Annotated in this window: 12 protein-coding genes; all 12 read left to right on the top strand. The window is 47.1% G+C overall.

What is annotated here, in order from left to right:
• Nucleotides 1-77: 77 nt before the first annotated feature.
• The 12 genes from MHI48_RS30460 to MHI48_RS30405 all read left to right on the top strand — a co-directional run bounded on the left by MHI48_RS30460 (nucleotide 78) and on the right by MHI48_RS30405 (nucleotide 14,681).
• Nucleotides 78-1,664, top strand: coding sequence for an MFS transporter (locus MHI48_RS30460; protein WP_076329299.1), 1,587 nt, complete (start codon nucleotides 78-80; stop codon nucleotides 1,662-1,664).
• Between the two features lie 242 nt (nucleotides 1,665-1,906).
• Nucleotides 1,907-2,941 carry an LCP family protein gene (locus MHI48_RS30455; RefSeq protein ID WP_036671869.1) on the top strand — a complete coding sequence of 345 codons (1,035 nt, stop codon included), beginning with the start codon at nucleotides 1,907-1,909 and terminating at the stop codon, nucleotides 2,939-2,941.
• A gap of 184 nt (nucleotides 2,942-3,125) precedes the next feature.
• The gene (locus MHI48_RS30450) at nucleotides 3,126-3,551 is read left to right on the top strand and encodes a CBS domain-containing protein (RefSeq protein WP_017691444.1); all 426 of its coding nucleotides are present in this window, start codon (nucleotides 3,126-3,128) and stop codon (nucleotides 3,549-3,551) included.
• A 265-nt stretch (nucleotides 3,552-3,816) separates the two neighbouring features.
• Complete coding sequence (locus MHI48_RS30445) at nucleotides 3,817-4,119, top strand: MazG-like family protein (RefSeq protein WP_036611930.1); 303 nt, start codon at nucleotides 3,817-3,819, stop codon at nucleotides 4,117-4,119.
• A gap of 5 nt (nucleotides 4,120-4,124) precedes the next feature.
• Nucleotides 4,125-5,036: a DUF2232 domain-containing protein gene (locus MHI48_RS30440; protein WP_036612044.1), complete on the top strand. Its 912-nt coding sequence runs from the start codon at nucleotides 4,125-4,127 to the stop codon at nucleotides 5,034-5,036.
• Between the two features lie 11 nt (nucleotides 5,037-5,047).
• Nucleotides 5,048-7,039, top strand: coding sequence for a DHH family phosphoesterase (locus MHI48_RS30435; RefSeq protein WP_076216655.1), 1,992 nt, complete (start codon nucleotides 5,048-5,050; stop codon nucleotides 7,037-7,039).
• Nucleotides 7,036-7,479: a 50S ribosomal protein L9 gene (gene rplI / locus MHI48_RS30430; RefSeq protein ID WP_036611925.1), complete on the top strand. Its 444-nt coding sequence runs from the start codon at nucleotides 7,036-7,038 to the stop codon at nucleotides 7,477-7,479. Before MHI48_RS30435 ends, rplI begins: the two co-directional genes overlap by 4 nt.
• Nucleotide 7,480: 1 nt before the next feature.
• Complete coding sequence (dnaB, locus tag MHI48_RS30425) at nucleotides 7,481-8,842, top strand: replicative DNA helicase (RefSeq protein WP_036611922.1); 1,362 nt, start codon at nucleotides 7,481-7,483, stop codon at nucleotides 8,840-8,842.
• A 445-nt stretch (nucleotides 8,843-9,287) separates the two neighbouring features.
• Nucleotides 9,288-10,574: an adenylosuccinate synthase gene (locus MHI48_RS30420; RefSeq protein WP_036671866.1), complete on the top strand. Its 1,287-nt coding sequence runs from the start codon at nucleotides 9,288-9,290 to the stop codon at nucleotides 10,572-10,574.
• A gap of 222 nt (nucleotides 10,575-10,796) precedes the next feature.
• Complete coding sequence (locus MHI48_RS30415; RefSeq protein ID WP_076329300.1) at nucleotides 10,797-11,564, top strand: hypothetical protein; 768 nt, start codon at nucleotides 10,797-10,799, stop codon at nucleotides 11,562-11,564.
• 289 nt (nucleotides 11,565-11,853) lie between these two features.
• A complete protein-coding gene (locus MHI48_RS30410) occupies nucleotides 11,854-12,663 on the top strand; it encodes a class I SAM-dependent methyltransferase (protein WP_245838436.1) in 810 nt (269 codons plus the stop codon).
• 485 nt (nucleotides 12,664-13,148) lie between these two features.
• Nucleotides 13,149-14,681: a peptidoglycan DD-metalloendopeptidase family protein gene (locus MHI48_RS30405; protein WP_083677528.1), complete on the top strand. Its 1,533-nt coding sequence runs from the start codon at nucleotides 13,149-13,151 to the stop codon at nucleotides 14,679-14,681.
• The last annotated feature ends 92 nt before the right edge of the window (nucleotides 14,682-14,773 follow it).

Raw genomic sequence — 14,773 nt, 5'->3', positions numbered from 1 at the left:
TCAACTCGGTTTAATATATATGTACCAAACCAACTGTACGATACTGAATTTACGATCTGATCGGGAGGTAATTTGTGATGCAAAAACAAATGAAATGGCCGCTAATCCTGTTCGCCATAGGGGTATTTATGGCTGCGCTGGATAACGGGATCATCACCTCTTCACTGACCACCTTAAATGCATCATTTGGTGTGTCGCCAACATGGGGAGCATGGACGATTACGCTTTACACGCTTGGGCTTGCGGTGAGTGTACCTATTGCGGGCAAACTGTCGGACCGTTATGGTCGCAAGAAGCTATTTTTGATTGAAGTGGCGTTGTTTGGGATCGGGTCTCTGCTCGTTGCGCTGAGCACATCATTTACCTTTTTCCTGATTGCTCGTGTCATTCAAGCTTTGGGCGGTGGTGGGATTTTTATCATTGCCAGCTCATACGTATTAAGCAAGTTCCCGGCGGAGCGACAAGGTACAGCCTTGGGTCTGCTGGGAGGGATGAATGGTGTTGCCGCTATCTTGGGACCCAATGTCGGTGCTTTTATACTGGACCTTACGGGCAACTGGCATTGGTTATTCCTGATCAACGTGCCTATCGCCATACTGCTGTTCATTGCAGGTATTCGATTCATTCAGGAAGAGCAGGAACTGAACCGTGCAGCAGTGGACTGGAGCGGTATTGCTGTCCTAACGTTGGGTGTACTCAGTTTAATGTATAGCTTCAGCAATCTGGACGGTGTGAACATGCTTCAAAGCCTGGGATCACCGATGTTCTACGGTTTCTTCTTGGCAGGTGTAATCATTCTGGTGCTCTTTTACTTCATGGAAAAAAGGCTGGAAGGATCTGAACGTGAACCTGTTGTATCGACACAGCTTCTGGGCATTGCGTCCTTTCGCTGGACGTTGCTAATTGCCTTTTTCTCGGGAGCCATTCTGGCCTCAGTGATCTTTATTCCCGGATTTGTTGAGCAATATCTCGGCGTATCCAATACAGCTTCCGGGTACTGGTTTACTCCACTCGCGCTGGCATCCGGCATCGGGGCAGGTGGAGGTGGATACCTCGTTGACCGCAAAGGGCCGATCTGGACGTTATCGGTTGCGGGGCTGTTATCTGCCATTGGATTCCTGTTGTTCCCGCTATGGGTGGAGCATATCTGGCAATTTGTCATCGCGAGTACACTCGTAGGTATCGGTTTCGGCATGATGCTTGGTGCGCCAGTTAACGTACTTGTCACGGAACAGGCGGGGGAGAACAACAAAGGCATCGCGGTAGCGACCAGTTCGTTATTCCGCCAGATGGCGATGGCTATTGCACCTACGATTTTCGCTGGATTCCTGGCACGTTCTTTCATTAATCTGGGGTCCAACATTCAGGCAGGATTCGCTGACAAAGGAATTCAGGTGCCGCCTGAAATGCTGGAGCAATATGCCTCGGGTGGAGCAGCAGGGAGTGATGTATCCAGTCTGACAGAGGGCCTGTCCCAGATTCCTGATGCAGGTATCCGTGATGTGTTGCTCCAGGCAGTGCATCAAACGACAGGGCAGGGTTATAATGGCCTTTTCTGGTCTGCGGTGGTATTCAGTGTGCTTACGCTGGTAGCTGCGCTTATAACGGGACGTCTGCGTCAAAAAGAGAAGAGCCAACACGTGGAAAGTATATCCACGAACTGATTCGATAACGTTAGAAATGAAGAGAACAGTGTACCTTTTGTAGCTAAAAAGGAGTCGCTGTTCTTTTCAATTTAACCGGATTGTAACTTTTCTTGCTCTCGCAATGATTACAATAGAACGAGCGTAAGCGGTGTCTTGACTCCAGAGAGAGAAAACTTCAGAGAACACCGAGTCACAAGGCATCCCAGACGTTTAATTGGTATTATGGATTATCATTTTGACAGTGAAGAAGGAATCAATGGATGAAAAGCAGAACTAAAGATAAGAAGAAGAAAAGAAGAAAAGGCCTATATATAACGCTCGTTTCACTTGTTGTTTTGTTAATCGGAGGTTATTTGTTCCGTCAGCAACTGGCTGTAGCGGCATTTGATCTGTTTCTCGCCGGTTCGGTAGAAGATCAGCTATCCCGTTCTTATGTACCGCAAGAAGGCAACAACACGCCTGATCCAACGGTATACCGTAAGGAACCTTTCTCCGTATTACTGCTCGGTTCGGACAAACGCGCCTATGAAAAAACGCGTGGACGTTCGGATACCGTCATCTATGCTGTAGTACGTCCGAAGGAATCCCGTGTGCTGTTGGTATCGATCCCACGTGATACGTATGTGCAGATTGTAGGACGGGATGCCAACAAGGACGGCGAAGATGATTATGATAAGCTGGCGCATGCCTATGCTTTTGGTGGGGAGAATATGTCCATCAATACGGTGGAGAAATTCCTTGATGCTGATGTGGGTTATTATGCAACAATCAACTTCGACGGAATCAAAAAAGTGGTTGATGCGCTCGGTGGTGTAAAACTGCCAATTGATGAGGACATTGTGAACAAGAATCCGGATCATGTGCAATTCACGATTGAAGGCGGTAAGCCGATCTATGACGGGCAGGAAGCACTGTATTATGTAAGATACCGTGAGGATAGCGATTTTAATCGTACCAAGCGACAGCAGATTTTCCTGAACGCGATGGCGAATGAGATGCTGAATTTGAATCAAATTGCCAAAATTCCGGAATTGATTCAGATCATGGGAGACAGCTTCCAGACGGATATGCGAGCTTCTTTCATTATTGATCTGGCTAAACAAGTGCTTACTCAGGAGAAACCGCAGATTTCAAGCTTCACCATCCTGGGTGAGGGGATGAAAAAAGACGGTATCTATTATGGTCAGGCTGACGAGAAAGATGTCCAATATGCCAAAGAGCTGATTAACAACTGGATGGATCAATCGACCCCAGCCGGTGAAGTAATGATCCCTGACCGGCAAAAGATTGAATAACCAATTCCATACCAATGATGTGTTGTAGACCACAATCAGCAGTACGTTTATTCGCGGGCTGCTGTTTTTTTTCTTTGTATTGAGAACTATTATCCTTTTGGAACATCCTGCGTTCTGATCCGTATAATATAAGTTGAGCGAGATAAGTTGAACGAAGAAATTCACAAGGAGGATACACAAGGGTATGAACATCGCATTTTTTTTGCTACCCAAACAAGAGGTTACGTGCGTGACGTCGGATTCTACGCTACGGCAAACGTTGGAACGGATGGAATATCATCGTTTTACGGCGGTACCCATTTTGAATAAAGAGGGCAAATATATTGGTACGGTTACCGAAGGCGACTTACTGTGGTATATGAAGAATGCCGAGGGAAAGATTTCATTTGAAAACGCTTCAAAGTTCTTGCTCAAGGATGTTCCACTTCGCTTGGATATTAAACCCGTATCCATTAATGCCAACATGGAGGACCTGATTAATCTGGCTAAAGTTCAGAACTTTGTCCCTGTGGTCGATGATATGGATCGGTTTATTGGTATTGTCAGACGGAGTCAGATTATTGAGTACTGCGAGGGCATTGTAGCCAAAGAATCGATCAAGGCTAAGTAAGGCTGTTACGAATTTAAACATTATTGTGTCATGAGGGATAATCACAGCCGTCCGGTATCATGTTAAACTTAAGAAGTCCTGAACCAGGGGCGCATTCGAAGTTTTTTACAAATATATAGGTCGATAGGATGTACGGAGGACTCCGCATAAGTACCTGACATCAGTTTCGGAGAACTTCTCCGCTTTTTGGGGTAATTTTGCGGGCCCTCTTTTTATGCTATAATCGAGAATAAAGCTTTTTCGGGGGAGAGTGACTTTCGCCAATATGCCTAAAGAACTGGATGTAGCCAAACGCGCTAAAGTGATTGAATGGCTGAAAACCGAAGTGCTTGATCAGGTATCCCGATTATTCAAGGCGTTATGGGAAGGCAGTACAACTCGAATCGGGGACAGTCTTGCCAGTTTGATTATGAGTAGTTACATATTGGGCCGCAGGCTCGGTATTCCTTTCAAGGATCTGGATGCACTGCTAGTTGAGAAGTTGAAAAAGCATAAACAGGAAGGTCACCAGCTTGAAGACTGGTACCAGGATATTTCCTCGCTAGAAGATCATATGCGTAAGAGGTGAATTTGTTGAAATTTAGCTTTAAATCAGCTGTTTGGAGCGCAGTTTATCTGCTCTTGCTACTTTCGCTGTTAACTCCTTTATCGGTACTTGCCATATTTTTTATGATGATTCCGGGAGTTATTTTGTATGCTTCATTATCTTTAAAATCATTTATATGGCATCTCGTGCCCGTAGCCGTTATTTTGGTCGTATTCCACCCCATCTATCTGTTACTATTGCTCATCTTTACCCTGCCTGCGATCGTTATGGGTCACGCGTATAAAACACGCAAATCGGCCCTGTTCGCGCTGATGGCGGGAAGTGGCATGATGTTGGCAGAATACTTGTTGTTGCTCTTGGTCGGCAGTGTCATTTTCCAATTCGACCTGTCCAGTTATATTGAAGATGTAGTCAAATTGACCATTGAACCGTTAACCAATACATCGAATCAGATGATCAACGGGTTTGCATGGACACCTGAGATGACCGAGGATGTTGCCAAACAAACACAGCTTATGATTCCGTTTGCTCTCGTTGTCACATCGATGGTAATGGCCTTTATTACACACGCCATTGCTCGTCCGATTCTGAACGTGATGGGTGTGGTGGTATCGAAGCTTCCACCAGCGAGAGAATGGCGTATGCCACGTGCATTGATCTGGTATTATTTCCTTGCTCTGTTGATCGAAGTGATCTCCAGACAAAGTGATGGCACATACTGGACCATGATTGCCATGAATCTGTCCCCGTTAATTAATCTGGGCTTCATGATTCAAGCGATCGGTTTCTTCTTCTTTCTCTCACATACAAAGAAATGGAATCCGGTTATACCATATTTCCTGGCGGCAGCGGTCTTCTTCATTGGTCCGCTTCGGATTATCGGAATTATCGATCTGGCGTTCCCGCTTCGTGAGGCAATATCGAAATCAAAACGATAGGGTGATGAGTCATGCCTAAATTTCTGAAGAAACGCTGGCACGGCTACTATACCGTATGGGCGTTCATACTGCTGCTGTTGCTCGTTATGTTCGTTACCATTTATAACTGGACGCTTGGTTTGATTAGTCTGATACTGGCTTCGGCGCTGGGAATCGTCATGATTAAGGCGGAGCTCGCGTTCCGCCGTGAGCTTAACGACTACATTAATGGCCTATCTATTCGGATCAAACGGATGGAGGGGGAAGCGGTCAGCATGCTTCCATTCGGAATTGTGCTGTACAGCGAAGATCGTACGGTAGAGTGGCATAACCGCTTTGTCGCGGAGATGTTCCAGGAGAAGACAATGGTGGGTAATCCGCTACTTAATATGTTTCCCAAACTTCCTCAGCCTAAAGAGAAGAAGGATGGGACGAAGGAACATTCATCCAAGGAGTTGCATGATGAATTCCAGTTGGATGATCGGCATTATGGAGTTATTCATAACCCGCAGGAGCGGTATGTATATGTATACGAGATTACGGAGTTAGCCATTCTTCGTGATAAATATGAAAATGAACGCCTTGCATTGGGAATTCTCGTTCTGGATAACCTGGACGAGGCTGCCCAAGGCATGGACGATCAACAGCGTACAGCGCTGATTGCTCGAGTGACCAGCGAAATTACGTCTTGGGCCAAGCGGTACGAAGTGTACCTGCGCCGTCTGTCTTCTGATCGTTATCTGTTGATGCTGAATCATAAGTCTTTGCAGGAACTGGAGCAGAGCCGATTTGTCATTTTGGATGAGGTTCGGGAGATGACTGCTGACCTCAAAGTGCCAATGACACTCAGTGTTGGACTGGCGTTTGGATCGGATAGCATCAGCGAGATGGGAGAACTGGCACAGTCCAGTCTGGACATGGCACTTGGACGTGGTGGTGATCAGGCTGCCGTGAAATCCGGACAACGCCTGTCTTTCTATGGCGGCAAGTCTAACGCAGTGGAGAAACGGACACGGGTAAGAGCCCGCGTTATTGCGCACGCGCTGCGTGATCTCATGCAGGAGAGCGATCGGGTGCTCATCATGGGGCACAAAATTCCGGATATGGACGCGATCGGTGCATCCATCGGAGTGTGGAAAGCGGCCAGTCTGTACAATGTGGAAGCACGAATTGTTCTGGATGGAATTAATCCATCGATTGAACGCATGATGGAGCAAGTGAACAAGGACGAGAAGTTGTCCAAAGCATTTGTATCACCGGAACAGGCAACCCAGATGATGACCGAGCACACGTTGCTGGTGGTGGTGGATACTCATAAGGCCTCCATGACCATGGAACCGAAACTGGTACAGTCTGCTACCCGTGTCGTAGTTGTGGATCACCATCGGCGGGGTGAAGAGTTCATCAATGATGCAGTGTTGATCTATCTGGAACCTTATGCGTCTTCTGCTGCCGAATTGGTAACCGAACTCTTGCAATACATTCATGATAAGGTACAATTCACTCCGCTAGAAGCTACGGCTCTACTTGCCGGGATTACGGTGGATACGAAGCATTTTGCACTGCACACGGGGTCCAGAACGTTCGAAGCGGCAGGCTTCTTGCGCCGTAGCGGTGCGGACACCATTATGATCCAGCGGTTGATGAAAGAGGATCTGTCAGAATATATTGCTAAGGCAGAAATCATAAAGCATGCTAAAATGGTATATGGAAACATTGCGCTGGCGGTCACAGACCCTGGTAGCAAGATTTCACAGATGATGATCGCCCAGGTGGCGGATACATTGCTGAATATGACTGACGTGGTCGCTTCATTTGTGATTAGTGAGCGTCCGGATGGACTGATTGGCATCAGCGCGAGATCGCTGGGGCGCATGAATGTTCAAGTTGTCATGGAACGACTGGGCGGTGGCGGACATTTGACGAATGCTGCCGTGCAGCTTGAAGGAACGCTTGGAGAGGCAGAAAAACGGCTGACGAACGTACTGGCTGAAATCGAAAAGGAAGAGGGGCTGTTCGAATGAAAGTCATTTTTATAAAAGATATGAAGGGTCAAGGCAAGAAAGGGCAAGTGAAAGAAGTATCTGAGGGTTACGCACAGAACTTCTTACTGCCACGGGGAATCGCACGTCTGGCAACAGACGGCAACATGAAGACACTGGACAACCAGAAGGCGGCTGAGGAAAGACTCAAACAGGAAGAGAAAGCTGAAGCGGAAGCACTTGCGAAGAAGCTGGAAGCAGAAGTGACTGAACTGAAAGCCAAGTCCGGCGAAGGCGGTCGTCTGTTTGGCGCCATTACCAGCAAACAGATCGCAGAAGCTTTGTCTAAAAAGGGTCTGAAAGTAGACAAACGTAAAATTGAGCTGGACGAGCCTATTCGTACACTCGGCGTAACACAAGTAACTGTCAAGGTTCACCCTGAAGTGAAGGCAACCTTGAAGGTACAGGTAACGGAAGAGTAAGATGGGCGGAGAAATGTTATTCGACCGGATTCCCCCGCAGAACCTGGAAGCCGAACAGGCTGTGCTGGGTGCAATCCTGTTGCAGGGCGAGGCCCTGATTACAGCGATGGAACGGGTGCAAACCGAGGATTTCTATGATAAGCCCCATCAATTAATCTTTGAAGCGATGATCCAGCTTGGTGAGGGAAATCAACCGATTGACCTCGTGACACTGACTTCGCTTCTGAAGGATAAAGGTGAGCTGGAGGACATCGGGGGCGTTAGTTATCTGGCGAAGCTAGCCCATGGTGTACCTACAGCCGCGAACGTAGACTATTACGCTCAGATTATCGAAGAGAAATCGATGCTGCGTCGCCTGATTCGTACGGCAACACAGATCGTGAGCGAAGGATATACAGGCGGCGAAGATGTTGCAGCGATGCTCGGAGAAGCTGAACGTCGCATTCTGGAGATCTCCAACCGTCGCTCCAGTAGTGGTTTTATAGCCATTCAGGACGTATTGATGGAAGTATTCGATCGTGTGGAAACACTTCATCAGAATAAGGGTACAACAACAGGTATTCCGTCCGGGTTTATCGATCTGGACAAGATGACTGCCGGATTCCAGCGCAGTGACTTGATCATTGTAGCGGCCCGTCCTTCCGTAGGTAAGACGGCCTTTGCCCTGAATATCGCTCAGAACGTTGCCATTCGGGCACAGGAGACGGTAGCCATCTTCAGTCTGGAGATGTCAGCCGCCCAGCTGGTGCAACGTATGATCTGTGCGGAAGCCAACCTGGATGCCAGCGTAATGCGTATGGGTGACTTCAAGGGTGATGAAGACTGGCAGAAGCTGACGATGGGTATTGCAGCTTTGTCAGAAGCCAACATCTTCATAGATGATACGCCAGGGATTACCGTAGCGGATATTCGTGCCAAATGCCGTCGTCTGAAGAAAGAGAAAGGCCTTGGCATGATCCTGATCGACTATCTTCAACTGATTAGTGGACGTGGTAAAGCAGGGGAGAACCGTCAACAAGAGGTATCCGAGATCTCACGTACACTGAAACAGATTGGCCGGGAACTGGAAGTTCCGGTTATTGCCTTGTCCCAGCTGAGCCGGGGTGTAGAGCAACGTCAGGACAAACGTCCGATGATGAGTGACTTGCGGGAATCGGGTTCGATCGAGCAAGATGCCGACATCGTAGCGTTCCTGTACCGGGATGACTACTATAACCAGGAGACCGAGAAGAAAAATATTATCGAGATCATTATCGCTAAACAGCGTAACGGACCGGTAGGTACGGTGGAACTGGTCTTCCTGAAAAACTTTAATAAATTCGTCAATTACGAGAGGGCGCACAATGACGCCTTCGCGATGTAACGGGCAGGTGCTGACGACTTCGATCAAGAAGCGAGAATCGTCTGTCCCGAAGATCAACCATTAGAGCAACTGAACGCAAACATGTGTTATAAATACCAGATATAGATTCACATTGAAATGGGTATCCTTGAACCGGTGATAGCAGTCAAGCAAGCTTGGACTGAAGTCTCCGGTTTTTTGTGTTGAAATAAGGGGTAAATCCCGAACATTATGGTTGTACTATATCTAATTGTTCGCCATTTGATTTGACTTTGAAAAAGGGTACTGGTACACTAATACTGCTGCGTTAAAGCAGCGCAAACCTTCCCTTGAATGTAACGGAAGGACATTTTTACTGTCCGTTAGCACGCTTCTCAGTCGGTTTATTGCGTAACATGCCTGCCGGGATAGAGGACGGACAGACCAATACAAAGGTGCGCAAGGCACCCACGGAGGAATGTTAACTATGTCAACGGTAGTTGTAGTGGGAACGCAATGGGGAGACGAAGGAAAAGGTAAAATCACGGATTATCTGGCGGAGAGCGCTGATGTGGTGGCTCGTTATCAAGGTGGTAACAATGCGGGTCATACAATTCTGATTGATAACAAAAAATATAAACTGACGATGATTCCATCAGGGATTTTCTACACGGATAAAGCGTGTGTTATTGGTAACGGAATGGTTATCAACCCGAAGGCACTCATCGAAGAAATTAACTATATTCATGACAATGATTTTACAACGAAGAACCTGTCCATCAGTGAGCGCGCACATATCATCCTGCCATATCACATGGTACTGGATGCACTCGAAGAAGAGAGCAAAGGCCCGAACAAAATCGGTACGACTGGCAAAGGAATTGGCCCATGTTACATGGACAAATCAGCTCGTATTGGTATTCGGATGGTTGACCTGCTGGATGCTGAAGATTTCGAACTGAAACTGCGTCATCTGGTCAAGGAAAAGAACCGTGTCATCGAGCAAGTCTACGGCGGCCAGCCTGTTGATGTGGAAGAGATTCTGCAAGATTACCTGGGATATGCTGAAATTCTGCGTCCTTACGTACGTGATACATCGGTTGTTCTGAACGAATATATTGATGAGGACAAAAAAGTATTGTTTGAAGGCGCACAAGGCGTTATGTTGGACCTTGATCAAGGAACTTATCCTTTTGTTACATCATCCAATCCGTCCGCAGGTGGCGTATGTATCGGTTCTGGCGTAGGCCCGGCTCGTATTCAGCAAGTCATTGGGGTAGCGAAAGCTTACACAACCCGTGTAGGAGATGGCCCATTCCCTACGGAATTGCATGATGCAATCGGTGACCAAATCCGTGAGACTGGACATGAGTACGGTACGGTAACTGGACGTCCACGTCGTGTAGGTTGGTTCGATAGTGTTGTTGTTCGCCACGCGCGTCGTGTCAGTGGAATCACAGGTCTGTCCCTGAACTCTCTGGATGTAATGACAGGTCTGGAAACCGTAAAAATCTGCACAGGATACAAATTCCGCGGCGAGGTCATCACACACTATCCGGCAAGCCTCAAAATGCTGGCAGAATGTGAAGCGGTATACGAAGAGATGCCAGGCTGGAGCGAAGATATCACTGGAGCTAAGAAACTTGAAGACCTGCCAGTGAACACACAGAATTATGTAAAACGTGTTTCCGAACTGACAGGCATTCCAATTGCCATCTTCTCTGTTGGTCGTAACCGTGAGCAAACAAATCAAGTTCTTCCAATCTACGAGTAATCGAAGAAATAGAGAGATTGTTTCTTGAATTATAAAATAGACTCCTCTGCCGACTTAGGCATGTTAAGCCTCCAGTTGTTGCTTTTATAGCGATGACTGGAGGTTTTTTGTATGTTTATCGGATATAATCCCGAGATTTCCGTCAATACTGGTTAACAGTAGAGTCACAGACCCCGACATGCGCATGTTAGACGGGTGGGATAATCGGAGGGAGAGAACGGAATGAAGTTGCTTGTGTGGTTTGTCAAAATCGTGCTAACCGTGTTGCTGGTCAGTTCACTGACACTGCTCACGACTGGATTAATTGTACAGTCATATGCGAAGTCGCTACTCGCGAGTTTCAATATTCAGTGGGAAGGTCAACCCATGGGGTTAACCGCCATGTTCCAAGGTGCTTTGGGCGGTAAAACCAGCGAGGGGAATAAATCGGGAAATGGGACGACAGATCAGCCGACAGGAGCGGACGAAGAGAAGGTTCCGGAAGATGCTGTTTCAGTTATGGGGAATGGGACGGAGAGCGGTCAATCTGGCGTAGATGCAGGCAATAATGCGTCCCAAGGGAGCGGCTCAGGCGAGGGCGCAGGTGTAGGCTCAGGTACAGATACGACTGGCGGATCAAATTCAGGCACAAGTGCAGGCAATGGGACGGATACGGGCACGGGTAATGACTCAGGAACAGATCAGGGTAATGGTACAGCTTCAGGTAATGGAACCGGAGCGGCCAGCGGAGGTGCTTCTTCAGGCAATGATGCTATTGTCGTATCACCGGATGACATTACAGGAGCGAAGGACAAGCTGCCAGCAGAGGAGAAAGAAAAAATCTTCAGTCTGCTCATGAACAAGCTGCCGCAGAAAGAGATGCAGCAGATCTCAGGTGCCATGGAAGGTGGCCTAACGGAACAGGAATTACGTGAGATTGAACAGGTGATCTCGAAGTACCTGACCAGTGAAGAGTACGACAACCTGATGGAAGTACTGCAGACAGAATAGGATGATAGGCAGGCAGGGAAGACAGGTGTGCTCATAGACGTATCGCCTGATTCATAATGTAATGGACTTGTCGAGGATGATTGAATATAATTTATTTAGATAAATTCTGGAAATGCCTGTAGGAGGGAAAAGTGTATGAAATATAAAGGTAAAGAACACAACATATAAAAACGTTCAGACAACATTGCAGAAACCTCCAGTCCAATTCGTGGACCTCCGTTCATAGGTGCTTTCAAGAGAAGCGATGGACTTGTGTTTACGAATACACTAATTGGAGGTTGTATTGACCATGAACTTATATCATTCTAATTCAGAACCATCAGTAAAAGAGTTTGCCGAGGCGGCGAAAGAGCGATACGAGCAAGGGCTGCAAGAGGCGGACCAGCCGTTTAGTGGCTGGGATTTTAGCTATGTAACAGGGAGTGGGAGACTCCAGAGCGGAATATTGCCTTGGTCATATGGAACGATGGCGCGCCGATTATTGAATCAAACAGAACGAATGCTCGACATGGGGACTGGTGGAGGAGAGATGCTGTCCAGACTCCGTCCCCTTCCTCCATACACATGTGCGACCGAGGGCTATCTCCCCAATATACCTATTGCAGAGGAACGTTTACAGCCGCTCGGTGTGAAGTTGCTTCCAGTGACTGATGATTTGCAACTTCCTTTCGCAGATGGGGAATTTGATCTGATTCTTAATCGGCATGAGTCGTATGATGAGCGGGAAGTTAGGCGGATTCTATCGGTAGGGGGAATGTTTCTAACTCAACAGGTAGGTTGGTCAGATTGCCGGGAGATCAATGATCGGCTCGGCATTCCTATGCCAGCGGATTACGCTGGATGGGAACTGGATCGTGCTGTTCTTCAGCTGGAACAGTCTGGATTCCGTATTCTGGAGCAACGGGAAGCAACCCCTGCACAACGTTTCTATGATATAGGCGCACTGGTATATTATCTAAAGACTATCCCGTGGCAAGTACCTGATTTCAAAGTGGAACATTTCCGTCAGCCGTTAATGGATATTCATATGGAGATGGAGCACAATGGATTCTGGGAAGTACAGCAAAAGCGATTTGTAATTCTTGCAGTCAATGAATAGAGACATAAAAGTTAATTTCTATTGTGGCATGAGATGAAATCCAGTTTAAGATAAACCACAAACAGGTTGTTTACGTAATCCCTTATCAGAGTTGATCTGGTGAGGGATTTTATATGTATTTTTATGAAAAATAAAGTATATTTCACTGGGTCTTAGAACCTAGTCTTAATTTGCGAACAAAAGTACATAGTACAGCGGATGTTGAGGCATAATGGGTGATGGAACAGTCACACTATCTTATGGATAATTCAGGGAAACCAAGCGGGGCGTGGCTTTGCGGTGTGACGTGTAGAGTTGAAATGAGTGTAAAACCTGTGTTAAAGTATACGGGTGTGATAAAAGGTTAAAATTTTGACACTTTTGAGAGCGCAGCTAAAGTCCGATTTTGCGGACAACCAATACAAGTATCAACGAGCATGGGACAGACACGATGGGTGATGTCTTGACAGAAATGCGAACTGAGAAGTGCTGAAAAGGAGAGAATCATGAAAGGTTTCAGAGGCATACGCCAACCGGGCAAAGACCGGGTACACGAACAATCCGGGGAACACCGGACGGCCGAAGACAAAAACAACATGAGCATGTCCACCTTCAGTGTGAATAAGAAGCGCGTTCTGGCCTCGCGCAAATGGATCATTACAGCAGCATGTGGTGTATTCATCGCAGCATCGCTTGGGGTCGCAGGCAAACAATATGTTACTGCAAACACCGTACCGTACTATAAAGTAATGGTTAAAGGTAGCGAGATTGGTACCATTGCAGATGAGGCACAATTACAACAACTATTTACAGACAAAACTGAGGAATATCAACATAAATATCCGGATGCAGAGATGGTGCTGAACACGGATGGCATCACAACCGAAACGGTAAGAGCGTACAAACCTGAAGTGAACAGTGACGAGACGCTGGACAAACTGGGTGACATGCTGACAGCCTACGCCAAAGGTGTGGAGCTTAAGGTAGATGGTGAAGTCATTGGTATTGTGAAGGATCAGGCAACAGCTGATGCAATCCTGGAACAAGTGCAGAGCAAATACATATCGGCATCGGCTGTGCGAAGTTCGCTGAAGACGAAGTCGGTATCGGCTAACTCCCCGAAGAAAGACGAGGGACCAAGCACAACCCTGAAGTCGGTAGGCATCAAGGAAGATGTAGCGACAGATGTGGTGAAGGCTGATCCAAACAAAATATGGGATGTGTCCGAGGCGGTTAAAGCTTTAACCGTTGGTAAAGACGCGCCTGTAACTTATGTGGTTCGTGAAGGAGATACAATCTCTTCGATCGCTGCAAAGTATGAAATAACACAAAGCGAGATTCGCCAGCATAATCCGGGCATCAAGGAAACGTCGCTTCAAATCGGAGACGAACTGACCTTGACCGTTCCGAAACCGGCGGTAACCGTTAAATCGGTTGAGCAGGTTGTTGAACAGATTGAGATCAAACCGCAAGTGGAAGTGCGCAAAAGTGACGAGTTGAAAGCAGGTACAACAAAAGTCGTGCGCCCAGGACAAAGCGGCTTGAAAAGCATGCAGTACCGTATAACCAAAGAAAATGGTGAAGTGGTTCAGGAAGAGTGGCTTGGTCAGGAAGTGATTAAAGCAGCTGTAACTGAAGTAGTCCTTAGCGGAACAAAAGTTGTTGGTGAGGGCACAGGTGAATTTGCTTGGCCGGTATCAAATGCAACGATGAGTAGCAGCTTTGGACAACGTTGGGGTCGCCAGCACAAAGGTGTCGATCTGGTAGGTAACCGCGATGTGAAAGCGTCTGATGAGGGTGTAATTACGTTTGCAGGACAGAAAAGCGGTTATGGTAATGTCATCATTATTAACCACCGTAACGGATACGAAACACTGTATGGACATTTGAACAGCATTGGCGTTAAGGTTGGACAAGTGGTTGAAAAAGGCGAGAGTATCGGCGTTATGGGCAACACGGGTCGTTCGACTGGAACACATCTGCATTTTGAGATTATTAAGAATGGAACGGTAGAAAATCCGTTAACGTATTTGAACTAATATAGAGCTTAAGTGGAGCAAGGTTGGCTATAATGCTGGCCTTGTTTTTTGCTGCTGTAAAAAATTTTCAGATGAAAGACCTTCCAAGCCCC

The organism is Paenibacillus sp. FSL H7-0942 (assembly GCF_045040715.1).
GTDB lineage: Bacteria > Bacillota > Bacilli > Paenibacillales > Paenibacillaceae > Paenibacillus > Paenibacillus amylolyticus.
This window is presented reverse-complemented; position numbering and strand designations above follow the sequence as displayed.